This window comes from Chitinophaga sp. CC14, assembly GCF_048957795.1.
Taxonomy (GTDB): Bacteria; Bacteroidota; Bacteroidia; order Chitinophagales; family Chitinophagaceae; genus Chitinophaga; species Chitinophaga ginsengisegetis.
Map to the genome: position 1 here is coordinate 190,757 of NZ_JARBFY010000005.1, position 23,440 is coordinate 214,196.

The 23,440-nt window shown below is 45.9% G+C and carries 28 protein-coding genes; 11 read left to right on the plus strand and 17 right to left on the minus strand.

Annotated features, from left to right (window positions below):
* Nucleotides 1-6: 6 nt before the first annotated feature.
* Nucleotides 7-147, plus strand: coding sequence for a hypothetical protein (locus PV783_RS20325; RefSeq protein WP_159454460.1), 141 nt, complete (start codon nt 7-9; stop codon nt 145-147).
* A gap of 45 nt (nt 148-192) precedes the next feature.
* Here the strand turns inward: PV783_RS20325 and PV783_RS20330 are convergent, their stop codons facing one another.
* Nucleotides 193-684, minus strand: a complete 492-nt coding sequence (locus tag PV783_RS20330) for a hypothetical protein (RefSeq protein ID WP_420989361.1) — start codon at nt 682-684, stop codon at nt 193-195.
* 175 nt (nt 685-859) lie between these two features.
* Nucleotides 860-1,417, minus strand: a complete 558-nt coding sequence (locus PV783_RS20335) for a lipocalin family protein (protein WP_363439586.1) — start codon at nt 1,415-1,417, stop codon at nt 860-862.
* A gap of 310 nt (nt 1,418-1,727) precedes the next feature.
* Here PV783_RS20335 and PV783_RS20340 point away from each other — a divergent pair, with 310 nt between their 5' ends.
* Both PV783_RS20340 and PV783_RS20345 read left to right on the plus strand, forming a co-directional pair.
* On the plus strand, nt 1,728-2,600 hold the full coding sequence (locus PV783_RS20340; protein ID WP_420989362.1) for an alpha/beta fold hydrolase: 873 nt from the start codon (nt 1,728-1,730) through the stop codon (nt 2,598-2,600).
* 85 nt (nt 2,601-2,685) lie between these two features.
* Entirely contained in the window at nt 2,686-3,279 is a 594-nt protein-coding gene (locus PV783_RS20345) for a dihydrofolate reductase family protein (RefSeq protein ID WP_111579770.1), read from the plus strand.
* A gap of 553 nt (nt 3,280-3,832) precedes the next feature.
* Here PV783_RS20345 and PV783_RS20350 read toward each other — a convergent pair.
* Both PV783_RS20350 and PV783_RS20355 read right to left on the minus strand, forming a co-directional pair.
* A complete protein-coding gene (locus tag PV783_RS20350) occupies nt 3,833-4,456 on the minus strand; it encodes a chloramphenicol acetyltransferase (protein WP_079472962.1) in 624 nt (207 codons plus the stop codon).
* Complete coding sequence (locus tag PV783_RS20355) at nt 4,453-5,148, minus strand: HAD family hydrolase (protein ID WP_363439574.1); 696 nt, start codon at nt 5,146-5,148, stop codon at nt 4,453-4,455. The genes PV783_RS20350 and PV783_RS20355 overlap by 4 nt, the downstream gene beginning before the upstream one ends.
* Nucleotides 5,149-5,228: 80 nt before the next feature.
* On the opposite strand from PV783_RS20355, the gene PV783_RS20360 reads away from it, so the two are divergent.
* A complete protein-coding gene (locus PV783_RS20360; protein ID WP_079472960.1) occupies nt 5,229-5,882 on the plus strand; it encodes a Crp/Fnr family transcriptional regulator in 654 nt (217 codons plus the stop codon).
* A gap of 60 nt (nt 5,883-5,942) precedes the next feature.
* Here PV783_RS20360 and PV783_RS20365 read toward each other — a convergent pair whose 3' ends face one another.
* Nucleotides 5,943-7,343, minus strand: coding sequence for a hypothetical protein (locus PV783_RS20365; protein ID WP_420989363.1), 1,401 nt, complete (start codon nt 7,341-7,343; stop codon nt 5,943-5,945).
* 631 nt (nt 7,344-7,974) lie between these two features.
* Between PV783_RS20365 and PV783_RS20370 the strand changes: the two genes are divergently transcribed.
* The 6 genes from PV783_RS20370 to PV783_RS20395 are packed head-to-tail and all read left to right on the plus strand — an operon-like array spanning nt 7,975 to nt 12,831.
* The gene (locus PV783_RS20370; RefSeq protein WP_079472959.1) at nt 7,975-8,673 is read left to right on the plus strand and encodes an HAD family hydrolase; all 699 of its coding nucleotides are present in this window, start codon (nt 7,975-7,977) and stop codon (nt 8,671-8,673) included.
* Complete coding sequence (locus PV783_RS20375) at nt 8,673-9,515, plus strand: phosphoribosyltransferase family protein (RefSeq protein ID WP_420989364.1); 843 nt, start codon at nt 8,673-8,675, stop codon at nt 9,513-9,515. Before PV783_RS20370 ends, PV783_RS20375 begins: the two co-directional genes overlap by 1 nt.
* Entirely contained in the window at nt 9,505-10,059 is a 555-nt protein-coding gene (locus PV783_RS20380; RefSeq protein ID WP_079472957.1) for a TerD family protein, read from the plus strand. The genes PV783_RS20375 and PV783_RS20380 overlap by 11 nt, the downstream gene beginning before the upstream one ends.
* 35 nt (nt 10,060-10,094) lie before the next feature.
* Nucleotides 10,095-10,709 (plus strand): TerD family protein, encoded by a 615-nt coding sequence (locus PV783_RS20385; protein ID WP_420989365.1) that lies wholly within the window; start codon nt 10,095-10,097, stop codon nt 10,707-10,709.
* A 45-nt stretch (nt 10,710-10,754) separates the two neighbouring features.
* A complete protein-coding gene (locus PV783_RS20390; RefSeq protein WP_079472955.1) occupies nt 10,755-11,855 on the plus strand; it encodes a toxic anion resistance protein in 1,101 nt (366 codons plus the stop codon).
* 13 nt (nt 11,856-11,868) lie between these two features.
* Nucleotides 11,869-12,831, plus strand: coding sequence for a hypothetical protein (locus tag PV783_RS20395; protein ID WP_079472954.1), 963 nt, complete (start codon nt 11,869-11,871; stop codon nt 12,829-12,831).
* A gap of 71 nt (nt 12,832-12,902) precedes the next feature.
* Here the strand turns inward: PV783_RS20395 and PV783_RS20400 are convergent, their stop codons facing one another.
* From PV783_RS20400 to PV783_RS20445, 10 genes are all read right to left on the minus strand, one after another.
* Entirely contained in the window at nt 12,903-13,691 is a 789-nt protein-coding gene (locus PV783_RS20400) for a TerC family protein (protein ID WP_111579764.1), read from the minus strand.
* Between the two features lie 26 nt (nt 13,692-13,717).
* Complete coding sequence (locus PV783_RS20405) at nt 13,718-15,226, minus strand: helix-hairpin-helix domain-containing protein (RefSeq protein WP_079472952.1); 1,509 nt, start codon at nt 15,224-15,226, stop codon at nt 13,718-13,720.
* Between the two features lie 13 nt (nt 15,227-15,239).
* The gene (locus PV783_RS20410; RefSeq protein WP_420989366.1) at nt 15,240-16,643 is read right to left on the minus strand and encodes a PP2C family serine/threonine-protein phosphatase; all 1,404 of its coding nucleotides are present in this window, start codon (nt 16,641-16,643) and stop codon (nt 15,240-15,242) included.
* 16 nt (nt 16,644-16,659) lie between these two features.
* Complete coding sequence (locus tag PV783_RS20415; RefSeq protein ID WP_111579761.1) at nt 16,660-17,715, minus strand: TerY-C metal binding domain-containing protein; 1,056 nt, start codon at nt 17,713-17,715, stop codon at nt 16,660-16,662.
* On the minus strand, nt 17,715-18,344 hold the full coding sequence (locus PV783_RS20420; protein ID WP_079472949.1) for an AIM24 family protein: 630 nt from the start codon (nt 18,342-18,344) through the stop codon (nt 17,715-17,717). The genes PV783_RS20415 and PV783_RS20420 overlap by 1 nt, the downstream gene beginning before the upstream one ends.
* A gap of 11 nt (nt 18,345-18,355) precedes the next feature.
* Complete coding sequence (locus PV783_RS20425; RefSeq protein ID WP_079472948.1) at nt 18,356-18,991, minus strand: vWA domain-containing protein; 636 nt, start codon at nt 18,989-18,991, stop codon at nt 18,356-18,358.
* A gap of 17 nt (nt 18,992-19,008) precedes the next feature.
* Entirely contained in the window at nt 19,009-19,647 is a 639-nt protein-coding gene (locus PV783_RS20430; RefSeq protein WP_079472947.1) for a vWA domain-containing protein, read from the minus strand.
* A gap of 102 nt (nt 19,648-19,749) precedes the next feature.
* The gene (locus tag PV783_RS20435) at nt 19,750-20,433 is read right to left on the minus strand and encodes a TerD family protein (RefSeq protein ID WP_079472946.1); all 684 of its coding nucleotides are present in this window, start codon (nt 20,431-20,433) and stop codon (nt 19,750-19,752) included.
* Between the two features lie 20 nt (nt 20,434-20,453).
* Nucleotides 20,454-21,029, minus strand: a complete 576-nt coding sequence (locus PV783_RS20440; protein WP_111579760.1) for a TerD family protein — start codon at nt 21,027-21,029, stop codon at nt 20,454-20,456.
* A 104-nt stretch (nt 21,030-21,133) separates the two neighbouring features.
* Complete coding sequence (locus PV783_RS20445) at nt 21,134-21,964, minus strand: SGNH/GDSL hydrolase family protein (protein WP_420989367.1); 831 nt, start codon at nt 21,962-21,964, stop codon at nt 21,134-21,136.
* Nucleotides 21,965-22,129: 165 nt separating this feature from the next.
* Between PV783_RS20445 and PV783_RS20450 the strand changes: the two genes are divergently transcribed.
* A complete protein-coding gene (locus tag PV783_RS20450; protein WP_079472943.1) occupies nt 22,130-22,564 on the plus strand; it encodes a DoxX family protein in 435 nt (144 codons plus the stop codon).
* Between the two features lies 1 nt (nt 22,565).
* Here PV783_RS20450 and PV783_RS20455 read toward each other — a convergent pair whose 3' ends face one another.
* Both PV783_RS20455 and PV783_RS20460 read right to left on the minus strand, forming a co-directional pair.
* The gene (locus PV783_RS20455; protein WP_079472942.1) at nt 22,566-22,784 is read right to left on the minus strand and encodes a DUF4287 domain-containing protein; all 219 of its coding nucleotides are present in this window, start codon (nt 22,782-22,784) and stop codon (nt 22,566-22,568) included.
* Nucleotides 22,785-22,842: 58 nt separating this feature from the next.
* Entirely contained in the window at nt 22,843-23,361 is a 519-nt protein-coding gene (locus PV783_RS20460; protein WP_420989368.1) for a YybH family protein, read from the minus strand.
* Between the last annotated feature and the right edge of the window lie 79 nt (nt 23,362-23,440).

Genomic DNA, 23,440 nt, shown 5'->3' on the forward strand with positions numbered 1-23,440 from the left:
ATTCGTATGAAAAAGAAGAATGAGCAAAAAATGAAGCTGGGCGCAATTAAAGTGGCCAGGTTAAATGCCGGTGTTACACCCGTTGATCAACAGCAGAAAAAGGCTACCCATCCTACCACTACGGTAATCAGGACTTTTGACTGCTAACTGTTCCTTACGGGTACCGGGCAGTTTTTATCACCGGTACCCTGTTTAGTATCTTTCCACTTCGCTTAAAGGCAACCTGATTTCCCCCACCGGGTTCACCAGCTTCAGCATCAGTTCTCCGTAATGCAGGTAAAGATCGGCCACTATAGCCCCATCTTTTACTTTCCACTTGGTGTTTGTTTGCAGGTAACTTTTAAGTTTCTCCTGCAACTGCGCGGTACCTTTCCATTTCCTGACTTTCAGCAAAGCCACATACACTTTATATCCTTTGGGTTGCGTGGCGGCAGTCATCAGCTTCTCCATTTCTTCCGGGTTGGCGGCATGATAAATGCCTTTTCTATGATCCGCTGAAATGTGCAGCAGGTGCTCATTTGCCTGCGCAAGAGTTTTATAGGGCGTGATAAGAAAGGTTTCTATGGTATCCGGATCAAAATGATCTTTCCCACGCGGATAGCTTTGCCTTATGAAAGCAATGAAGCCATGCTTTGCTAAGGACATCACTAATTCGGGAGAGAGCAGCGCCAGGGGATTATGCATGAACTGAATTTAACGTTCCAGGGAAGATACTAAGATAGTTAGTACCCACATAAAATAAAAAAGCCCTGATGGCCACTACAGCATGGTTCTCAAGGCTTTTTTACATTATTCATTTGCTTTCTGAAACAAAAATACTAATATTTTTAGTAAATCCTAATTTATTTTTCCGCCGGCTTTAACTCAGTCCCACGTAACTATCGTGTTTAGTCCATATAAGCGCGCCGGTATCATATCCCAATGCTGCAGCCGTCGCCAGGAAACGGATTTTAATGTCTTCAGGAATCGTTTTGGTGCGTGATAAAATCCAGATATAGTTCAGGTTATTTCCCGCTACCAACGCATACTGATATTTTTCATCGATATCAATTACATTATAGCCTGCGTAAAACGGACCGGAGGAAGATACTTTCAACCGGGCTTCACCGGGACCGTTTACGAACGCGGCTTTCCCTTCGCTTTCCTTCCAGCGGTATTTCTTCGTATCATATCCTTTGTTATCCACTTTTATTTCTCCGTTTTCCTTTAATGAATAGGTAGCTGAAACATTACTGAGATGATATTCAAGCCGGTAATCCAGCCGGGCAATTTCATACCAGGTGCCCAGGTACTTCTCCAGGTCAAAAGGAGAAACGGCTTTGGCCCCTTTGGGAATGGATACTTTAGTATTGTTGTATAGCAAATATGCCGCGGCAGCAGACGCAGCTGCTCCCAGAACCAGCAATTTTTTATTCATAAAGCATGATTTTAAATAATGTGCCTGAATTTGCGGGTGGTACCGCAAAAAGGCTGCCTGACCGGAAGCGCCTGATGGTAGTGGGTTTATGAAATAAAAAGGAGACCGGAAGTGTTGCAAAATTGCTACAAATAGAGGTGGGAAGAAAAAAACCTTTCTCCGAAGATGTAATAACATCATTCCAAACTGTTATGCGTACATTTTGTCGGAATTCATCCCTCAAGTTGTCGTTTTCCCCCCGGGTCAAATCCTGAAGCGGATGCTAGTTTTGTATTGTCAATAAAATTCAAACTATCAATTAAACGACCTTATGAAAAATTTACTCCGCACACCTCATCTTCTTAAATCAATCATACTCATTGCGATTACTATGTTTGCAGCATCCTCCTCAAACGGACAATCCCAATCTTCCGACAGTGGTTACGTGCCTGTTAATGGCATCAAAGTGTATTATGAAGTGCATGGCGAAGGCCAGCCTATAGTTTTATTACATGGCGCCTTTATGACCATTGGTACCAACTGGGGCGAATTAATCCCTGAGCTGTCAAAAACCAGGAAAGTAATTGCCATTGAATTGCAGGGCCATGGACGTACACAGTATTCAGATAGAAAATTATCGCGTGCTACTTTGGCCAGTGATGTAGCAGGAGTAATGGATTACCTGAAAATTGACAGTGCTGATGTAGCTGGATATAGTTTTGGTGGCACCGTGGCTTATCAACTTGCTATACAAAGCCCTAAACGGGTAAAAAAATTAGTAATCATTTCTTCTACCTATAAAAGTGATGGCTGGCTACCCGAAGTAAACAATGCGTTTAAAGCAATGAAGCCAGAACTTTTTGCAAATACGCCTATGAAAGCCGCATACGATGCAGTGGCGCCTGATAAAACAAAATGGACCAAGTTCCTGGAACAGATGATTGCTCTTAGTAATGTACCATTCAATATGGGTGACGCCAATATTGCGAAAATCAGTTCGCCTGTATTACTGATCTCGGGCGACAATGATGGCCTGGACAAAATTGAGTTGATAAAAACATATCAGCTACTGGGAGGCGCCATCTGTGCTGATTTTGGAGTAATGCCTAAATCGCAGCTGGCCGTTGTTCCTTCGCAGAGCCATGTCAGCCTGATGATGCAGACCAAAACAATATTGGGTTACCTGGATAGTTTTTTGAAGTAACTATAATAAGAGATGTTGCCAGGCATTTTGAAAGCAAACCTTAAATCATAGCAAAACCTTTTTTTAAACAATAAACGATAATAGTATGAGAAGAATAACTGTTTTATCAATGATTACCTTAGATGGTGTAATGCAGGCCCCGGGCGGCCCCCAGGAAGACACATCAGGCGGCTTCAAATATGGCGGCTGGACGGTATCTTATGGTGATGAGGTTTTTGGTGAGATCATGAAAGAAGAAATGAAACCGGCAGCATATCTTTTAGGTAGAAAAACATTTGATATTTTCGCATCCTACTGGCCTCAACATGCCGACTTCTGGCCAGGCATCAATGATGGCAACAAATACGTACTGTCGGAAACCCTGGAAAAATCAGATTGGGAAAATACCTTTTTCCTCAAAGGCCTGGCAGACATCGAAAAGCTTAAGAATTCGGAGGGTGCTGACATCCAGGTTTGGGGAAGCGGTAAGCTCATTCAGCTGTTACTTAAGCACGACCTGGTGGACGAATTCCGGCTCAAAATTTACCCGGTGATTCTTGGTGAAGGAAAAAAGCTGTTCGAAAATGGCACGATCCCGGCAGCATTTACCTTAACAGAAAGCCATGTGACACCAAAAGGGGTTATTATAGCCAGCTACAAGCGCGCCGGAGAAGTCGTTACAGGCGATGTTGGACCTTGAGCGAAAAGCTGGGGCTTTCTCCAGGCCTGACAAGTGTCTTTATTAAAATCCAATACCCCTGCGTAACTGGCCAGATGCCACTCCCGGGTTCTGTGGATCATTTTCTTTGGCGGCTGTTATGCGGATAAACGCCGTTACGCCGCTAAAGACATCGGTTAAAGCCTGGGGAAGCCGACCCAACCTGATCGCCCTACTGAAGCTGGCGGAGGCCTGACCACATTTGCCGCTATCTGATATTCTCAAAAACCGATATATGAGCCGGTAAAAATGACCCTAAGTGTATTGGAAGTGTATTGGAAGTGTATGGGGAGTGTATGGGGAGTGTATGGTAACAGTATAGTGACTGTATGGGGACTGTATAGGAACTGTATGGGGAATACAACGCATAGACGACTCCTAAGTATCCAAGAAGTAACCCAGAAGTATCCGGGAAGTAACCCCGCACTACCAGGAATACATATTAATTTTTAACTACGTGATTTTATTTCAGTATTTAGCTGACTCAATCTGATTATGCTACCAAACTATACAATTCCGGCTATGCTCCAAATATTCATTCTTCCATCCTCTGCTGAAACCCATCCAGGAACTGCGCCACATGAAACCCATCCATCAGCGCATGATGCACATGTACCGACACCGGCATCATTTTCCGCGCTCCCACTTCTTTCACTTTACCGAAAGTAATTTTAGGGCAGCTATCTTTAAACGAAAAGCTCCGCGCATGGGATACTGCGGTAAAATTAATCCAGGGCAGGGAGGAATAATGGATCACATTCTCTCCTGACACAGCGGGGATCAATCCTGTACTTTGACGTACTCTTTCAATTTCCGCTTTGCTGCTGGCTTCAAACGCAGCAGCATCTTCATAAAAATTCATATATGCGAAACCAAAAGTACCGTCGGGCCGGTTAATGGTGGGCGATGCGTGTACCTGGTCGTACACCCATACTTCGTCGCCGGCAATGCGGTAACGGAAAGGGGTAATTTCATTGGCGGCTGCCAGTGATTTGTGCAGGTAGCTTAGGAAGAAGGAATCCCCGCTGGCTTTGGCCTTGTTAAAGGCAGTGGTGCAGTCGATATCTGTGGTGACCCCAAAAAAAGGTTCCTCAAACTGGCGGAAAAAATTAAAGTGTTCTTTTCTCGCCCAGGTATCCAGGTCTAATAATTGTTTCATGATATTAAGTGCGGCAGGATGTCTGCCATTGTATTAAACTGGTAAAAACGGGGATCTTCAATGGTATGGTCAATGTGTTCATGCTGCCAGGTGGTATGATATGGAATATGGATAGCATGACCGCCCAATGCCAGCACCGGCAACACGTCCGATTTCAGCGAGTTGCCCATCATCAGGAATTCTTCGGGGCGGCAGTCGAGGTGCTTTATTAATTTGCTGTAGTCGCGCTCCTTTTTGTCGCTCATAATTTCAATATGATGGAAATAATGTTCCAGGCCCGATTTCCTCAGTTTGCGTTCCTGGTCCAGCAGATCGCCTTTCGTGGCCACTACCAGGCGGTATTTGCCGGAGAGCGCCTGCAGCACGTCTTCCACCCCGTCGAGCAGTACAATGGGTTTATCCAGCATTTCTTTTCCGTACTGGAGCACTTTATGGAATACTTCCGGGTTGGCGGTATTTTCAGATACGCGCAACACGGTTTCTATCATGCAGAGCATAAAAGATTTTATGCCATAGCCATAGAGTTCCAGGTTGGCCATTTCCGTTTTAAACAGTTCCTGCGACACGGTATGATGCGGCAGATAATCTTCCAGCAGGCCGCAAAAAAGGGCTTCTGTTTCCTGGAAGTATGGCTCGTTTACCCAAAGGGTGTCATCGGCATCAAATGCGATCACGCTAATATCAGAGATCATTGTTATTTTTACATTTTTCCGGGTGCAAAAATAGAAACCGGCGGTTTATAAATCGGGACATTTGTCTCACTCTTAAAAATATGTTACGGACTAATCCTGCTTTTCTTCATTTCATGGAACGGTTCACTGCCAGCGGCAGGGAAAGCGAAGCGGTGGCGATAAAAACCTTCACTGCCGGTACGCGGCTCATCCGCCAGGGCGATACCATCAGCCATGTTTATATTATACGGGAAGGTATTACAAAATGTTATATCGAAGAAGATAACGGGAAAGACTATATTTTCGAATTCCTGGGCAAGGGCGAAATTACGGGGGACCTGGAAGGGATCAGGAAAGAAAAATGTCTTTGTAATATTGAAGCCATTACGCCCGTAACGGTGTATGCCATTCCGCATACCTTGTTTAGCTGGCTGCTGCTCAACAATACGGAGTTCAACGGGTTGATGCTGGAAGAACTGGTTATCCGTATCCGTCAAACCTGTATCCGTGCGTCTTACCAGCAGCTATACCCGGTGGAGTATGCGTTGCTTCGCCTGCTGGCGCTGGAAGCGGAACAGGATATTGTTATTCCAAAAAAGGATATGGCGGCTTACCTGGGTATTACTACCCGGAGTTTTAACAGGACATTGAAAGAACTGAGGGCCAAAAATATCCTGGATCCGCAGGGGATGAATATTGACCTCACCAGGAAGCAACTGGAAGAAATACTGCGCCGGTTTGAGGATATGAAATAACGGTTACCCGCCTACGAAAATAAAGGGCTGTTCCTTTTTACAGCAACAGCCCTCTCCTGTTTATTTAAACAATCTCCATTCGCTTAGCTGAAAATCCACGCTGCCATTGGTGGCGATTACATACACCGCATAATACTTATACGCCGTGGTATTGGGAATAACAAACTGCCTGGTTTGATTCCTGGCGCTGAATACCTGGTTGGTTTGCGTATCCAGTACAGTCCAGGTAATACCATTATCAGAGCCTTTCAGCTGCCAGTTTTTGGGATCGCGGTCTATGGCGTCGTTACCGGAAGTGAGGGTATATGATTTTACGGTTTGCCCGGTGGCGAACTGCAGCTGCATTTTGAAATCAGTAGGCACGGCGTTTACAAACAACTTGGTGCTGTATACATTATCGGTGAGCTTCAGGGAGCCTTCTGCTGCGGAGGCGCCGCCGTTGTTTTCCTTGCTCACGGTAATAGTGCCTGAACCGGTGACGTCGTCCGACGGATAGGTGATGCCCGGGAAATCTGTTTTTGCCTGCTTCAGTTGTGCCGTCCAGTCGTTGCCCTGTTCGTCTTTATTGCCAAAGGCGGTGAGTGCAAGTTGCTTCAGGTCTTTATTGGCTGCGCCGCTCCAGTAATGTACAAACTCCCCGAAGTTAAGCCCGCGGGTGTATTCGGGGTAAGTGGTGATGCCGTTGTTGAAGGTTTGCTTGGGGAAGTGCTGCGCCAGCAGTGCGAAAAACTTATTCAGTGCAGTTACACCGCCGTAGTTATTATAGATCGGATAAAACCAATCCCTGAACCAGTAGGTACCTGCGCGGGGGTAAGCATCTGTTTGGGTGATCTTCATGTTGTACCAGCGGGTCACATCAGCGCTGCGGCCCAGCGCCAGGTATACATCATACTGGTAAATCTCCATCCATTTGCTGTCGTGCCAGATGCCGAAGGCCGGGGAGCCGTGTACGCCTTTGGAAGCCCCCTCCACGATATGTCCCACTTCATGGGTGGTGAGGTCGATGTCGTTGCCGGCACCGGAGATCCAGGCATTGGGATCGGAGGAACCTACATCTATTACGTTGCGGTAATCATGACCGGCATCCATATACGTAGAAGGGTGGCCACCGGAATATTTACCGGAATGCAGGATTACAAAAAGGCGGGAATCATCGCCAAAAGCGCCGTAGGTACTTTTGGTATAGTTCCACACCTGCGCAAGATAGGTATTGGGCCAGGTGATGCTGCTGTTTACGTCGTTATCGAAATACACGGCTACGCTGGTATCATAAAAAACGCGGTTCAGCAACTGCACGTGTTCAAACCAATGTTCCTGCCAGGTGGCGGGTGGCGTGGCTAACACCTGCAGGTTTGTTTTTCCGGGAACGGGTTGAAGATCACTGCCGGGAGCGCTTTTCTTTTCGCATCCGTACAGTATGCCCAGCACAATGAATGCTGCAGCAAACAATGAAGTTTTCATACATTTTTTTTTAAGATGAATTAATGAAAGGGGGTTTCGGGTTTTCAATTATAAGCAACTGCCCCTGGTGAGGCAATTGCTGCTCAATGTAGTTTTGGTTGTTCTGGTAGATAAGTTAACACATCTTTCTACGGTAACCTGTCAACGGATTTTAAACAATTGTAAACGGATGTTAAAATGGTGGTACCGTGGCAGGCAGATAAAGACAACAGCCTGGCATTCACCGTGGGCGGGCTCACAGAGTATGCCAAATACAGCACCTGCCGCCTGAGAATTTCCACAGGTGAAGAATAGCTGCTTTTTGGTAGCTTAGCCGCATGAAATTGCATAAAGAATACTAGATAACTTAAAAACCAACTTACTTTATTACCAATACATTAACAGATCGTTTTGGGTTTTTGTGAAAGATAAAATCCTATATTAGGAGCTTGAAAAAAAGCAATATGCTGGCTTTTTTTAGTATTAACCCATAACAAACTGATTTGGTAACAAAAAGATTAAACGGGAGCAACTAAATATTACTTATATTAATGTTACGCTACCACATTGGATTAACCTTTACAGGTATGCTGCTACAGGGAACCGAACCAACTAACAATTACCGGCGTGACGTAAATGCTATAAAAAGTACATGAACATATACCAACATTATTCTTTTGATCTATGGTTAACTTTAATAAAATCGAATCCTTTATTTAAACAGGAAAGGACGCGCTTTTTTTACAACCATTTCAATCAACACCAAAAAACGCTGGAAGAGGTAGGCCGTATTTTCCGCAAAACAGATCTGCTATGCAATGCCATCAATGAAAAAACAGGCGGCAATATTGATGCGGAAGAAATGTATCTCATGGTGATCAGTGAAATAAATGATTACGGTAACGACTTCGGAAACATTGATCTGGCCGGACTTTACCAGGAGATGGACGCCTTGGTGCTTAAATACCTCCCGGTTATTTATTGCTCGGAAACAGTGAAAACATTGCGCAGGATAAAAGAATCGTCCGATAGTACCATCAGTTTACTCAGTAATACGGCCTTTATAAAAGGCAGCACGTTAAGACGCGTATTACAGGAGCTGGAACTGGAGCGCTTTTTCGATTTCCAGTTGTATTCAGATGAAACCGGCATGTCGAAACCCAATGAAAAAATGTTTCGCCTCATGCTGGAAAACGTGGCAACAGTAAGAAATGATACAGCAATCCCGCTAAGTAACATCATACATATTGGCGATAATGTAAAAGCAGATATCAACGGGGCGCAGGTGACAGGCATTCGTACTTTACTGGTCAACTCCAATAATCAATGTATTTCAAGTTTACTTAACTGATGACAACAACCTATTCACTTCATAAGATCACCCATCCTGGCCATTTCGGGTTTTGCCCCGATGACTACAGCCGTTTTAAATTCGGGGACGATGCCGTTGCCGAAAAATTCGGGACCAGCCTGGCGGAAGGGTTTATTGAGCATCACCTGAAAGGACAGGAAGTACCGCAGTTTGTAGTGGTTTCCAGTCCGTATTCGTTCATTCCAACGGCTACCTTTGCCATGAAAAACTATTTCGTTTTTCATCTGAACAGGTGGCTGGCGGCGCATGGGCATCCCGTTTTACAGGAAACCAAAGTGCATCGTACCATTACTTACAAGGAGGATTACGGCGAACTGGATGCGGAGCAACGGCTAAAGCTGATCGGCAACGACAGCTTCCACATCGACCGTCAATTCCTTATCGGGAAGAAAGTAATTTTCCTGGACGACATCAAAATTACGGGCGGCCATGAAAGGATGATCCTGAAAATGGTAGATGCATACGACCTTTCCAATGATGTGTACCTGCTTTATTATGCGGAACTGCAGAATAAAAGCATTCATCCCAACATTGAAAACCACCTGAACTATCATTTTGTAAAGTCAATATTCCACCTGGAAAAGATTATTCAGGGGGAACACTTTTTCATTAATACACGGATTGTAAAGTATATTTTGAACTACGATTTTGATTCATTTTGTATTTTCCTGCAAAATCAAACAGATAAATTCGTAAATCTTTTGTATAATATGGCCCTGGGAAACGGTTATCATACGATAGAAGTGTACCAGAAAAATCTGAATTTTATTAAAAATTACTTATTTAACAGAAAACATAAAAGCATACAACATGGCAATTAATTTGCAAAAAGGTCAGCGGCAAACAATTAATGCGCCCAAATTCGTAATTGGCCTGGGCTGGGACGCGAATGCTTCATCTACCGGCACCAGCTTCGATCTGGATGCTTCCCTGTTTGTAATGGGAGAGAATAAAAAGATTTTATCCGATCAGCACTTTATTTTTTACAATAACCTGGTATCGCCCGATGGCAGCGTAGAGCATACCGGCGATAACCTCACCGGCGATGGCGGTGGCGACGATGAACAGATCAAGATTGACCTGTCCAAAGCAGATTCAAAAATCACCGAAATATGCGTGGTGGTTACCATCCATGATGCGGAAGCACGCCGGCAGAACTTCGGCCAGGTAAGGAATTCCTTTGTACGTATATTCGACCCGGTTACCAACGAGGTGTTGCTGAAATACGAACTGGAAGAAGATTTCTCTATTGAAACAGCCGTTGAATTCGGAAGAATTTACAAACGCAACGACGAATGGAAGTTTGAAGCAGTAGGCGTTGGCATGAAAGGCGGCCTGCAGGACTACCTGAATAAATACAACTAATTATACACCACTATATCTAAAAATATTAGCTTACTATGGCAATCAATCTTCAAAAAGGTCAGCGTATAAATCTTGAAAAAAGCAATGGTGCCAAACTCCAGAATATCTGTGTAGGGATCAACTGGGGCGCCATTGAAAAGAAGGGCCTGTTTGGCCTGTCTAAAACCAAAGAAGCAGTAGACCTGGACGGCAGCTGCGCCATGTTCACAGAACAGAAACAGCTGCAGGAAGTGGTTTACTTCGGCAACCTGAAATCCAAAGACAACGCGGTAAAGCACAGCGGCGATGATCTTACCGGTGACCTGAACGGCAACGACGGCCTGGACAACGAGGTGATCACCCTCGATTTTTCCCGGCTGGATGCCAATACCAATTACGTGGCGTTTGTGCTGAACAGCTTCCGCGGACACGATTTCGGTACCATTCCTTTTGCGTCTATCCGCATCTATGAAGGCACCCCTGCCCGCGTGAATGAAGTATTTGCCACCTATGATATTGCCAGCGGCCCCGGCTTTGCAGGACACGTATCTATGGTGATGGGTGTTTTTTACAAGAAGAACGGCGAATGGAAATTTAATGCGATCGGTGAACCTACAAAAGATAAAAAGCTGCAGGAAACCGTGAACACCGTTGCGCAGAACTACCTGTAGGATTTACTTTTGATAAGATAATATCAATTTATAATCAGATACCTTATGGAAGCAAACCCAAATATCACCGACCAAACCCTTCCCGCGGTGAGGCTCGACAAAGAGGGAAATGTGGATCTGGCGGTTATTACGCCGGACGACGCCAAGAAATACGGGGAAATAAGTAAAACACTGGTGATCACCGATGTAAATTCCATCCTGAATTACGGTACAGAAGTACAGAATTCAATGGAAAAATACAGTAACGAGTTCCTGACTTCTGTACGTACCTATAACTCCGGCGAAGTAGGCGGATTGATCAACGATCTGCTGACCGAACTGAATTATATCGACGTAGATGAGCTGAACCAGGGTGCTTTGCAGAGTTTTATCTCCAAAATACCTTTCCTGAAAAAGCTGGTATTTGATGCCAAAAAGCTTTTCCAGAAATACGATACCGTTATCAGCAACATCGATAAGATCACCAACAAGATCAAAGCGGGCCGTATTAATTCACTGAAAGACAACAGTTCTTTGCAAACCATGTTTGATAGTAACGTATCTTACATCAAGCAAATGGAAGATCTCATTATTTCAGGTCAGCTGAAATACAATGAGCTTAGCCAGAAGCTGGCTGAAATGGAAGTGAATGCCGCCAATTACAACGACTATGAGATCGCTGATTTAAGGGATTTCGTTACCCGCCTGGATAAAAGACTGGCCGACATGAAGATTGTACGCTTTATTATGCTGCAGTCTTTAGCCCAGATCAGGCTGGTACAAAATAACAATACTTCTATTGCGGAAAAGGCGCAATCAATCATTTCCACCACGATCCCTGTCTGGAAAAACCAGCTCACCATTGCGGTGGCGTTGCAAAGACAGAAAGCCAACGTGGAAATGCAGAAGAAAATTTCCGATACCACCAATACCATTCTCCAGAAGAATGCCGACCTGCTGAAACAAAACAGTATTGAGGTAGCGAAAGAGAACGAGAAAACGGTAGTATCCATTGAAACATTGAAAAGAACTACCCAGTCGCTGATTGAAACTTTACATGAAGTGAAGAAGATCCACGAACAGGGCACCGAAAGCCGGAAAGTGCTGAATGGTGAATTGCAGACGCTGGAAACAGAGCTGAAGAAAAATGTAACAAACGTTAGCTAACGGAGGATAAGTAATGGAGGATAACCTGGCAATCATATTAAATGACTCAAATAAAACTATCAGCAAATTACAATTGCTGTCCACTTTTTTTGAAGAAGAGATAATATACAAGATCTATCTCCGAAGCCAGGTTGTCCATAAATTATTTGAAACCAATCCGGAACTCGATATCAATAAGCTGGAACTCTTCCATCTGCAATACACCACCACAGTGATCGAGCTCCTGCGGAAAATAAAAGCCAGCAACGAAAGGAACGTGAGTATTTTGTATGATGAAATCCAGATCAACAAAGACCTGATCGAAAATATAAACGACTCCGTTTTTTCAGAGAAAAATTACCAGCTGGATAAACAGAAACAATCCCTGAAGATCAACCTGTCTTTGCGGAAGCTGTACCAGGTACTGTCTGACAACTCTGAAGACTACCCCTTTTCCAAAAATATCAATGCTTTCAGCGCCCGCTTCTCCCAGGATTTTTATTTTGATATTTCTACTGAAGCGCTCAACGAGCTGATTAAATTCAACCCGGCAGACGTGTACCGGAACAACTCCGCCATCATACAACGCAAGCTGATGGGATTGTTGTGCAAAATGGATTTTAAAACCGAGTTCTTTTGCGGGCTCAGTGCCGGTAACCTCATCCTGGAAGTGTACCGCTTCCTTAATATGGACCGTTACTTTCTCTTCTTTCCCGCAAAAAATTTATTCCTGTTCTGCGATCTTTCAAAAATTACGGATGTTGACTGGTCCAATACCCTCTCCAAAAAAACAAGGATCGTACAGGAACTAACGGATAAGAATGATAACCTGATGAGCCGCGCCAATGTACTGAAAACGGTGATCCCGGACAATGTGCAGGCGTTGCTGAAAGAATACTATGAGAAGATTTCCGATGTTGATTTCCTCCAGCATATTGGTCGCTTTGACGTACAGACCAACATCCTCAAAACGATGCTGAATACCAATGTCATTTAAATAAAAAGGCACCAGTCCGGAGACTGGCGCCATAGAAACCTTTATTAAGTTGATCCGGTTTGTGACCGGCATCATTTTTTCTCCAACTCTGCAGCAGGGGTCTTTTTAGGGAAGTTTAACAGCGCCGAAGTAATGATCGGAACAATAAACACGCCTACGGTGATGATCGACGTAATGATATCTGCCTGTGAACTTTCCAGGAAATGCGTGATAGGCGATTCCGGGAAGAAGTGTTCGTAGATAGACAAGGTCAGTTTAATACCGAGAATAGCAATAACGATATACGCCGCTGATTCCAGGAAGGTAAACTTCGTCATCAGTTTCACGAAAGCCTGCGCCACAAAACGCATGGCGAGGATACCGATAAACACGCCCAAACACACCAGTAATATATTATCGGTAAAAGCTACCGCAGCAAAAATATTATCTATAGAGAAGGCCATATCCATCAGTTCCACCAGTGCCACTGTAGCCCAGAAAGGCCCGATAGCCCCCACGGTGGCCTTGTATAGCCAGTTCTGGCCTTTATCGATGCTCTCTTCTTCTTTCTCCCCTTCTGTTTTCTTATTTTTCCACCAGCTGAATACCAGGTACAGGAGATATAAACCGCCCAATGGTTTCAGCCACCAGATCTTGATCAGGAAAGACGCAAACAGCATAGCCAGACCACGGAACAGGTAAGCGCCGAAGATCCCGTATTTAAGGGCGCGGTCGCGTTGTTTTTCGGGCAGGTCCATTACCATTGTAGCCAGTACGGCGGCGTTATCTACCGACAGTAAGCTTTCAATGATAACCAGGTTCCCGACAATGATCGCCGAAGGTATTGGGTTGTCAATAATTTGTTGGATTAATTCATTCATTTCAGTTTATTTTTTTATATAGGTTTCTACTTGTTGGCAATTGTTATGATCACTACTCTTCCACCCTCTTCCCTCGACAGCAGCAGTCTTTTTCCATCCGTTAATTCCACCATGGCGCCGATGGGAATTTCTTTGTCTTCCGTAAGATCTTTTAAAGAAGTGAGCTGCTGGTTTACCAGCACCCATTTTCCCTGGTGAAATACAAAATACCCGACCGGCACTTTCTGCGCGGCGGTGATCCTTTCATTGCGGATGGTATTCCTGTTTACGTGCCACTGGAACAGGTATTGATTATTATACACCATCAGCCGGTGGTTTTCCGGTTTCCATACCGTTGGCTTAAACTCGTAATAGAGGTCCAGCACGGGCAGGGTACCTTTATGCGGTGTGCCGCAGAAGGGGCATTTGGGAGAATGGGTGTTATCAAAAACATACCATTTCTGTTCACAGGCCGCATTGCTGCAGGGCTGCATGAGGTCTGTTGTTTTTAACAACGCCTGTTCCCACATTTCTGCCGGCGGACGTTCGGTTGGCTGGTGCAAACCGGTTACAAACGCCTGGTAGAACAGCTCCTTCAGGTAAGGCCCTGTAATGGTGTATGGCAGCTTATTTACATCTGCCCAGGGCAATTCCTTCGGATTAACGTGATTCAGTTTTGGCCGGTTGGAAGTATCCTGCGGATGTTCAATAAACAGCGCCTTCTCTCCCATTGCCAGCAGGTCGTCTTTTTCTGCGTCGAGATCGTGGATCTTCCCTCCTTTCAAGGGATGACGGTATAAAAGATACATGTAGATCATTACCGCCAGTGCGTGCAGGTCGGTAAGGCGGTTGGGCAGTTTCCTGCCCGGATCTTTCAGGTCCAGGTGTTTGGTGGCCAGTACTTCCGGTGCGATGAAATCGGCGGTGCCAATTACATCGGGTGGAAACAGGCCCGGTACCACGAGGCCATCAATATCAATGATCGTAGCCGATTTACTTACCGGGTCTACCAGCACATTTTTATACGACAGGTCGGAATGTGCGAGTCCGGCGGCGTGGAGGCGTTTCACGCCTCTGGAAATATTTACACCAATCTGGAAATAGCTTAACCAGTTGCCCAGTTCTGCTTCATCCAGGCGCAGGGTAAACTGTTTATTCCTGAATTTGGGTGAAGCAAACCATTTCCCTTCTTTTTCCTTTCCTTTAATCAGGTCGTTTGAGGCGTATCCCTTCTTGAAAAAAAAGTTAGCATGGTAACATGGTACTACGAGGCCCACCTTTTTATCCGCTTCCACCATATCTGTGGGCCAGCAATAAAGAGCCCGGTAGTAGTCGCCGCCTTCGCGGTTAAAGAAGCTGTTATAGTAATCCGTTACAATTTTCCGTAACCGTTCTTTCGAAGCGTAGTCCTGCGCATCACGATAAAATGCCACCACGTATGATTTATCCGGGCTGAAGTAAACGTCCTTCATACCGCCACGCATAGGTTCTCCATTATCAACGTACTGATAACTTTTTCCTGCATTGATGACGGAATTCACCGTTTTTGTACTCATATAGTCCGCATACTTAACTGATGATCATTAAAGTTCTGTCGTCATGATTCCCGGGGCTCCAGAAGTCCATCCAGGCAGATAGCTGGTTGGCGGTTTCCGTTGTATGGCTGGCCAGGTCTACTTTTACGTTGTCATCGTTCTTTCCGCCGAGGTCTTCCAGCAGTGCTTTCCACGCTGTCAGCTTCTCCAGGTTGGCTTCTACTTCAAACTTGGGGTCATAAATACCGTCTGTCATCAGCATGAGGTACGAAAAATCCGGCACCAGCCTGAACCCGAAGCGGGTTGCAAATGTATCACTTTTAAAGATTTCCTGCATGGTAATAAACCGGGTTCCCCCGCTAAATTCCCCTACATCCAGGCGGTTCAGCAACGCAATATCTGAAAAGTCCTTATTTATCAAAGCAATGGGGCAGTCGCCTACGCCAAAGCTCATGATCACATAGCCTGATTCGTACTTTTTTAAAAGTACAAATATAAGTGTGGAATGAAGATCTTTCACCGGTGCGGCGGCGGTAGCGGCAAATTCTTCCAGCTTTTTATGTATAGTGAACGCTGCTTTGCCGAGGTTATCGTATACAAAGCGGGTGAGCTCTTTTTGTGTTTTATCGCCTGGGGCGGCGGTGTGTGTGGCGATCAGCGCATCAAATGTGCTTCTCAGTTCAGGCGTAAAGTGCTGTTCAAAGTATTCCACGATGCCGTTGCAGGCGATCCTGGACCCTGCGCGCGACAGCCGCGCGCTGCCGGCGCCGTCTGAAACGGCCAATACACTCCAGCCGGTGTCGGTGAAGTGTTTAAAGGCAAAATCATCTTCCCGGAAGCCGCCGGTATTGGCGTGTGAGCGGCCCCTTTTGGAGGCTGCCAGCAGATGCCGGTCGCCCAGCGGGGCATATATGGCTACATTGTCTTCTTTCCAGTAAGGATCGTTTTTATCGCTCTCCATATTTTTCCAGAGCGACTTTGGATTGGGGTTGATCACCAGCGGCACCTTTTTTTCGTTTGGTGCGGAGGCTTCGTCTTCCCCTTTGATGCGGTATTTCAGCGTGAGTTTAAAGTCGCCGCTTTTAACGGGTGTACCGTGAATCACCTTTGTTTCCGGGTCGTATTGCAGACCGGATTCCTCGAGCCCGTCGATATGGAAATAAGAAAAGTCGTTCCAGTTCAGCTGCGCGAAGTCCAGTTTCACCTCGTAAGGCTTTCCGGCAGTGGCATTCGGGATGCTGACGGGTTGTTGCTGAATGTCTGCTAACCGGTTTTTAAACTGCCAGGTATCCATTAGTAGCTTTTTATTTTCCATGATCAGCTTCACTGCCAGCCTGTTTTTCTCTTCGTTTACAAATGCGTCGAACAGGTGCTGCCGGTTAGTGCCAACCGTAATATTATTTGCTTTAAATAATTCCTGGATAAAGGATTTGTCCATGTTGATCTTTTGTCGGTTAGCCTTGTGCCCGGTTTACATCGAAACCGCCTTCGCTGGCGCCGTAGGCTGCGGTGTTGCCGCAGGTGGGGCAGGTACTGAGCTTTTCTTCGCCGATGCAATGGATCTGGCCACAGGAGCAGAGTGCAAATCCCCACTGGTTGCCGCAGCAGGGGCAGGTGGGATTGCCAATCAGTTCTTCACTGTTGATGCTGGCTGGTTTGGCGTTGCTATCGGACAGTTCGTGATAGGTTTTATCCACCTGGAACGCCCCTACCAGCCGGTAATACAGCCGGTTCAGGTTCAAACCGTATATTTCTGCGTCCTGTTCTGCGCGGCGGTATTTCATGAGATAGTCGCGTTGCATGTGCTGGCACTTCCCTACCATTACCACGAAGTTGCTGTCGGTATAACTGGCGGGCGGCAATGGTTTGGAGAGATCTATTTTCGACAATGTATCCGTGTCATGTATTTTCGACAGTTCAAATCCGGAAGCGTTTTTCTCTACGCTTTCGCTGCTGGTTTTGATTGAGTCGGTGATCCATTTGAAGAACTGTTTGTACGCTGCGGGAGAGCTGTTTTTAAAATGCACCACGTTTTCTGTCAGTTCTTTCAGCACGTTGGTATCTGCTTCGTTACCAAAGGAAACGGCCACCATATTGGCGGTGCGTTGCCAGTTCTGTTTCCATTCCGTGATCGCTGCAGTGGTATCGTCGGTAGGTACGCCATCTGTGAAAAGAAAGATGATGGGTTTCCAGTCGCCTTTCATATCATAGGTGGTTTTCACCTGGTTTTTTCTCAGTTCGTACATGAGGTGTCCCAGTCCCCTGCTTAAAGAGGTACCGCCGCCGATGGGAAAACGTGGCGGATAAAAGTTGATGATTTCCTGCAGGGGTACCAGTGTTTTTGCCTGGCCGGCGAAAACAATAATAGAGATCCACGCTGTTTCTATGGCGTAGGGATCTGTTTTCAGCGCCTGGATGATTTGTCCCAGGCCTTCTTCCACCTGTTGAATGGGTTCTCCTACCATTGATTCGGAGACGTCTATGAGGAAATAAACAGGAAGTCTTCTCATTATCCAAAATTTACGGAAGTGATATATACTGTACCCGGACCGGTAATTTTCAACATACTTAATCCTTCTCCTCCCAGGAGATTATTTCCTGAGAAATGTGACGACATCCGGTTTACCATATCTGCATTCATGCAGATGAAACTTTTTTCATCCACAAAAACGGTTTGCCCGGGTGCGAGGTCCAGCGTGATGGGTGTGCCAATCACATCTAAAAAAACAGTACAGAATCCTGTTATTTTCTGCATGATCAGGCCCGTGCCGCCGATGAGGGAGGTGAGGTTCATTTTTACATCAATATCAATTTTGTCGGAGGAGGCTACATACGCGCCTGCTTTACAAACAATGCCGGTGGTGACTTGCTTGAGATTAATGGGCAGCAGCCCTACTTTACCGGCTACCACCAGTTTGCGCGGATTGAGATTGGTATTGCACAGTTCTACCTGGAAAATACTTTCGCCGGTGAGTTTTCTTTTTATCAGTCCGGCTACGCCTTTATCGAATACGTTGACCTTTGAAGTAATTCCTTCTTCATGATAGATCAGTGCGCCTTTCTCACAGAAGAATTTCTCCTGTTGGGATAATTCTACTTCCAGACATTTAAAATCATGTCCGATCAATTTTACGTTCATTCTTTTTATTATCAGATGACTAAATTCACTTCATTGGGGGGCGGCGGCAATGTTACCTGCTCGGTGGTGCCCATGCTTTTGTTTCCCTGTTCTATGGTGTCGGATACCCACTTAAAAAATTGTTTAAGTGTGGCGCTGTCGGCGGTATCGAGATGTACCACGGTATCTGTCAGTTCTTTGAGCATGCCGTTGTCTGCTGCTTTGCCGGCCGCGCAACCTACGATGGTGGCGAAGTTCAGCTCCTTTATCAGCGGGATCATTTTGCGGTACAGCTGCAGATCCGAGGGTTTACCATCGGTGAAGAGGAATAACAACGGGCGCCAGTCGCCTTTTTGTGTGGGGGTACCTTTGCGTACTTCGCTATTCACTTTTGCGTGGAGGAATTCCAGTGCATAGCCGGTGTGCGTGGGGCCGCTCTGGGGGCAGGTAATTTCCGGCAGCTGGAAGTTGGCCAGTTCCACCAGTGGTGTCAGTTCTTTTACTTCCCGGTCGAAAGTGATGATGCTGAGCCACAGGGAATCCATTGCCTGGGGGTCCATCCGCAAAGTGTTTACCATGCCGCTCAGGGCGTTGTTGAGCGCCTGTATGGGTTCACCGTACATAGATCCGGAGGTATCCAATAAGAAAAAAACCGGTAATCGTCGCATATCAGTATTTTAATTTCTTACACCACGATATTCAGTTCTGCCGGTGGTGGCGGCAGTTCGTTTAAGCCTATTAATTCTTTGCCGGCATCTTCCACTTTTGTGGAGGTGACGCCGATAGAAGCGGTTACCCATGCAAAGAAGCGGGCGATGCTCTGACTGTCCGCAGTATCCAGGCTGAGTACATTATCCGTTATTTGTTTCAGGATAGCGGTATCGGCACCGGAGCCGGCGGCACAAGCGATTGTATAAGCAACTTTGCGTTGTTTAAATGCTGCCAGTCCGCTTTGCCAGCTATCGGTAGGAATGCCGTCCGTCATGATGAACACGAGTGGTTTCCAGTCGCCTTTCTTTTCCGTAGTGGTTTTAGCCACTTCATGATCGATACAGTTGCTTACCAGCTGCAGGGCTTCTCCCAGTGCGGTGGTGCCGGTGGCTTTTATATCCACCATCTGGAAAGACGCAAGATCGGTAAGGGGTACTACCTGTCTTGCAGAGCTATCGAAAGTGATGATGCTGATAAAGGCGGTTTCAATGGCCTGTGGGTTTTGGCGTAATGAGTTAATCATTATCTGTACACCATTTTTTACAGCCTCAATAGGTTCTCCATTCATAGAACCGGAAGTATCTAACAAAAGATACACGGGTAATCTTCTCATACTGCATTAATTTAATACCAGTGTTGGCATGTTGAAAATGGGTAACATTTCATCCTGCGTTTTCCGCAGGATGAAGGTATGCTGAATATAGGTTTTTTGTTATCAGGAATAGGTTAACTTTTTCAATTCATCCACAAAGCTATCGGATTGATGTGGAATACCAATGGCCCTGAATTTCCAGGCGCCATCTTTACGATAAATTTCCGCAAATGTCATGGAGCACATACCGTTGTAGGTGCTGTCGCCCGACAGGCTGAATTTTGCAATTTCCTTTCCCCGGTTGTCCACCGCACGGATAAAGGCATTATCGATCATACCAAAGTGCTGGTTAGTGGCGCGGCCATTGTAAATGGTGACCATAAACAGGATCTTTTCGTATTTACTTTCCAGCTGATCCAGCTTGATGATAATTTGTTCATCATCGCCGTCGCCTGCGCCGGTGCGGTTATCGCCGGTTAACCAGATATTGCCGGAAGGGTGGCGCATGGAATTGAAGAAGATCACATCTCCTTCAAACAATCCTACTGACCGGCCATCCCTTGTTTGAACGGTTCTGCCGAGATTAGCCACTTTGCCGCTGCTGTCCAGCAACATGGCTACTGCATCCAGGTCGTATTCTGCTTCTTTTTTTTCGCCGCCGAATAATTTTCCGAGGAAGCCTTCCTTGCTTTTTGTTTGCCGTACATCCCAGCCCAATCCGATAGTGACCGTTGATAAATCGAATTCTTCTCCTTTGTCGTTTTTACGGAGGTCGATAGTTTGACCTTTTACTAAATTGATAGCCATAGGTGGTAGTTTATCAGGGATTATTTAATAATCTGACCTTTGAAATATTTGGATAAGAAGTAAGCTAGATCTTCCCTGTAGCCAATACCGGATGCTTCAAATTTCCATTTACCATCTTTCAGGTAAAGGCGGCCAAATTCCACGCCTGTTTCAATGGAGAAATCTTCTCCCAGTTCATACTTTGCAATTTCATTGCCGGTGCCTTCATCAACAACACGGATATACGAATCTCTTACCTGTCCGAAGTTTTGTCTTCTGCTGATGGCTTCATGGATGGTTACCACGAATAAAATTTCCCTTACGCGGGGATCTATTTTTGTGAGGTCTACCTGGATGGTTTCATCATCGCCATCGGCGCTGTTGCCGCCGGTAGGGTCATCGCCGGTGTGATGCAGCGCACCATCGGGAGAATCAGTATTTCCGTAGAAGATAAAATATTCTTCCTGGAGAATGTGCCGGGTTTCATCGATCATAAATGCAGAGGCGTCCAGGTCGAAAGCCGAGCCTGTTCCTTCATTAGGATGCCAGCCTAAACCAATACTGATTTTTGAGAGGCCGATGTCGATCCTTTGTCCCTTTTGTAAGTTAATCGCCATTATTCAAAATTTAAACCAGGGGTAATATAGCATATTTATTTCAGACGATATATAGTGTTAATGTTATCAGCACTTAACCAACTTTTCAAGTGTCAGAAAGGAGGCTAATACCGCTTCATTATTTCCACCAGCATATCCGCAATTACGGCAAATCCTTTATCGGAAGGATGCAAACCATCGTACGTCATATCGATGGCGGAAACGGGATAAGGGTATTCGTCGGTGTCCGGGTGAAAGGGAATGTCTTTATACTCCGGCCAGTGGTAGTCCTTGTATTCGCCGGTGGCAGGGTCTTTCAGGCGTTTATACTTCACCATATTTTCCAGGGTGATACCGCTGTTATGATACAGGTCTAATTTATCGAAGTGCTCGTAGCCGGCAATAGAATCGATGGCAGCCACCACCTGTGAAAGCTGCTGTCCCTTCTTTTCTTTGTAAGAACCCCAGGCGTTGTTATGCATATCGGCGATGTATACAAAATCGCCGCGTTGCAGTGGGGTGATCAGGATAATGTGCGCGTTTTTATTCAGCGACTTCAGCTTATCAATGATGGTCCGGAATGCACCGTACACGGTGCTGTTGCCGGTTTTATGAAGATAGTCGGAGAAAGTACCAACCGGACGGCCGCCCCACCAGTCGTTGGTACCGAGGAATACGGAGTATACATCTGCTTTTACGAGATCCAGTTTTTCAATGGCATCGGCGATACCGCCGGAAGTCCAGCCGTTATAGCCCTTATTGATGTACTGTATTTCCGGGAGCTTTTCTGTTACGCGGGTCAGGTATCCTTTGGTGATCCTGTTCCCGGTTTCATCGGGGTGTTCATTCAGATACGTAATAGAGTCCCCGATGGCCACCCAGGTGATTTTCCGGGGCGTAAAAGCGGTAACGGCCACTATTGTAGCGATGAGCAGGACCGGCAACCATTTCTTCATAATAACATTTTTTTGATCCCTGAAAATAGTAAATAGCGGGGAGATTTACAGACCGGGTAACGATAATGGATATACGGAAGTTAGCTGGACTATCCCCTGATTATAAACTGGACTACCTGCAGCAGCGGAATCTGCGTTATTTTTGCCTGTCAAAAATACCAGGCGATGAATATTAAACAGGATCTCATTCAGCTCTTTTTGCGGGTGGCGTTAGGCGCCAGTTATTTGTGCGCGGGGCTCGACAGGTTCGGCGTGTGGGGGCCTCCGGGTGCACCTAATATCGGCTGGGGCGACTGGCAGCATTTCATGCAGTATGCACACAAGCTGATGTTCTTTCTCCCCTACTCCGTAGCGGAAATCTTTGCCGCATTGGCATCGGGCTTAGAAATACTTTTTGCGGTAATGCTGATCGCGGGCTTTTGGACACGATGGGCGGCCATTGGCAGTGGTGTTTTGTTACTGGGATTTGCACTGGCCATGACTGTAGCGCTGGGTGTAGCCGCGCCATTGAATTATTCTGTATTCACCGCCAGTGCCGGCAGCTTTTTATTATCTACCTTACCTGCATACCGCTGGAGTGTAGATCAGCTGCGGAGATGAATCAATCCCGCTTCCCTTTGAAGTATGCGAATATTGCCATCGCATGACCGTGGCCCAGTTCATATTCTTCTTTCAGCCAGTTTACAATTTCGCCGGCTTTTACTTTTGGATCCAGTTCCCCGTTTTGCAGGAACTTTTTCTTCTCTGCCAGCTTTTTAAAATCGTCACCTGTTTTGCCGGTTTTCGCTTTGATATTGTCTAAATAAGCCTGGAATGACATAACACCTGTTTTTTGTTTTGAATAATCTTGTAAGATGTATCTCTTAAAACAAAATTATTCATTCCGGAGCATACTCCGGGGGTGTGGTTCCGACAATCCAGGGGGCTATTTGCGGCTTCTTTTCGTCGGGCTTCTTTTTTACAGACCCCATGATCCACCTGGCCAGCCAGTTCATTTTCTTTATGCGGCAATTGTGAAAGGCGGACATCTGCCATTGTCCTTCGGGGCTTTTCACCCATACGGTGGTGTTCACCGACTGACGGCTTTCAGGTACTCTTTTCTGCCAGCGGAAACGGATGGCACCGGTGGCTACCACGATGGCTACATTTTCATTCAGGAAACGTACCTGTTCAATGTGTCCATGTAACCGCGCGCCCCTGAACATAAAGTTATTCATCAGCCGCTCATGCAGCATGATGTATTCCTCCCGCCCTTTTAAGTGCATGCCGTTAAAGGTAATGTAGTCGCAATCTTCCGTGAGGTATACGGAAGCCCCGCGGAAATCCAGCGTACGGAAGGAGTGATAGATGGCGTTGTTCGCCTGCGTGATCGCATTAATTTCATATGCCTGGTTCATACGATAGCTGTTTAGATATGAATACGAAAATAGGCAGCCGGGCTACTGCAGCATAGTTAAAATGGGTTAATGACAGTAT

What these genes read in the sequence shown, in the direction of transcription:
- PV783_RS20325 (WP_159454460.1), top strand. Translation starts at nt 7, where the DNA reads ATGAAAAAGAAGAATGAGCAAAAAATGAAGCTGGGCGCAATTAAAGTG.
- PV783_RS20330 (WP_420989361.1), bottom strand. Translation starts at nt 684, where the DNA reads ATGCATAATCCCCTGGCGCTGCTCTCTCCCGAATTAGTGATGTCCTTA.
- PV783_RS20335 (WP_363439586.1), bottom strand. Translation starts at nt 1,417, where the DNA reads ATGAATAAAAAATTGCTGGTTCTGGGAGCAGCTGCGTCTGCTGCCGCG.
- PV783_RS20340 (WP_420989362.1), top strand. Translation starts at nt 1,728, where the DNA reads ATGAAAAATTTACTCCGCACACCTCATCTTCTTAAATCAATCATACTC.
- PV783_RS20345 (WP_111579770.1), top strand. Translation starts at nt 2,686, where the DNA reads ATGAGAAGAATAACTGTTTTATCAATGATTACCTTAGATGGTGTAATG.
- PV783_RS20350 (WP_079472962.1), bottom strand. Translation starts at nt 4,456, where the DNA reads ATGAAACAATTATTAGACCTGGATACCTGGGCGAGAAAAGAACACTTT.
- PV783_RS20355 (WP_363439574.1), bottom strand. Translation starts at nt 5,148, where the DNA reads ATGATCTCTGATATTAGCGTGATCGCATTTGATGCCGATGACACCCTT.
- PV783_RS20360 (WP_079472960.1), top strand. Translation starts at nt 5,229, where the DNA reads ATGTTACGGACTAATCCTGCTTTTCTTCATTTCATGGAACGGTTCACT.
- PV783_RS20365 (WP_420989363.1), bottom strand. Translation starts at nt 7,343, where the DNA reads ATGAAAACTTCATTGTTTGCTGCAGCATTCATTGTGCTGGGCATACTG.
- PV783_RS20370 (WP_079472959.1), top strand. Translation starts at nt 7,975, where the DNA reads ATGAACATATACCAACATTATTCTTTTGATCTATGGTTAACTTTAATA.
- PV783_RS20375 (WP_420989364.1), top strand. Translation starts at nt 8,673, where the DNA reads ATGACAACAACCTATTCACTTCATAAGATCACCCATCCTGGCCATTTC.
- PV783_RS20380 (WP_079472957.1), top strand. Translation starts at nt 9,505, where the DNA reads ATGGCAATTAATTTGCAAAAAGGTCAGCGGCAAACAATTAATGCGCCC.
- PV783_RS20385 (WP_420989365.1), top strand. Translation starts at nt 10,095, where the DNA reads ATGGCAATCAATCTTCAAAAAGGTCAGCGTATAAATCTTGAAAAAAGC.
- PV783_RS20390 (WP_079472955.1), top strand. Translation starts at nt 10,755, where the DNA reads ATGGAAGCAAACCCAAATATCACCGACCAAACCCTTCCCGCGGTGAGG.
- PV783_RS20395 (WP_079472954.1), top strand. Translation starts at nt 11,869, where the DNA reads ATGGAGGATAACCTGGCAATCATATTAAATGACTCAAATAAAACTATC.
- PV783_RS20400 (WP_111579764.1), bottom strand. Translation starts at nt 13,691, where the DNA reads ATGAATGAATTAATCCAACAAATTATTGACAACCCAATACCTTCGGCG.
- PV783_RS20405 (WP_079472952.1), bottom strand. Translation starts at nt 15,226, where the DNA reads ATGAGTACAAAAACGGTGAATTCCGTCATCAATGCAGGAAAAAGTTAT.
- PV783_RS20410 (WP_420989366.1), bottom strand. Translation starts at nt 16,643, where the DNA reads ATGGACAAATCCTTTATCCAGGAATTATTTAAAGCAAATAATATTACG.
- PV783_RS20415 (WP_111579761.1), bottom strand. Translation starts at nt 17,715, where the DNA reads ATGAGAAGACTTCCTGTTTATTTCCTCATAGACGTCTCCGAATCAATG.
- PV783_RS20420 (WP_079472949.1), bottom strand. Translation starts at nt 18,344, where the DNA reads ATGAACGTAAAATTGATCGGACATGATTTTAAATGTCTGGAAGTAGAA.
- PV783_RS20425 (WP_079472948.1), bottom strand. Translation starts at nt 18,991, where the DNA reads ATGCGACGATTACCGGTTTTTTTCTTATTGGATACCTCCGGATCTATG.
- PV783_RS20430 (WP_079472947.1), bottom strand. Translation starts at nt 19,647, where the DNA reads ATGAGAAGATTACCCGTGTATCTTTTGTTAGATACTTCCGGTTCTATG.
- PV783_RS20435 (WP_079472946.1), bottom strand. Translation starts at nt 20,433, where the DNA reads ATGGCTATCAATTTAGTAAAAGGTCAAACTATCGACCTCCGTAAAAAC.
- PV783_RS20440 (WP_111579760.1), bottom strand. Translation starts at nt 21,029, where the DNA reads ATGGCGATTAACTTACAAAAGGGACAAAGGATCGACATCGGCCTCTCA.
- PV783_RS20445 (WP_420989367.1), bottom strand. Translation starts at nt 21,964, where the DNA reads ATGAAGAAATGGTTGCCGGTCCTGCTCATCGCTACAATAGTGGCCGTT.
- PV783_RS20450 (WP_079472943.1), top strand. Translation starts at nt 22,130, where the DNA reads ATGAATATTAAACAGGATCTCATTCAGCTCTTTTTGCGGGTGGCGTTA.
- PV783_RS20455 (WP_079472942.1), bottom strand. Translation starts at nt 22,784, where the DNA reads ATGTCATTCCAGGCTTATTTAGACAATATCAAAGCGAAAACCGGCAAA.
- PV783_RS20460 (WP_420989368.1), bottom strand. Translation starts at nt 23,361, where the DNA reads ATGAACCAGGCATATGAAATTAATGCGATCACGCAGGCGAACAACGCC.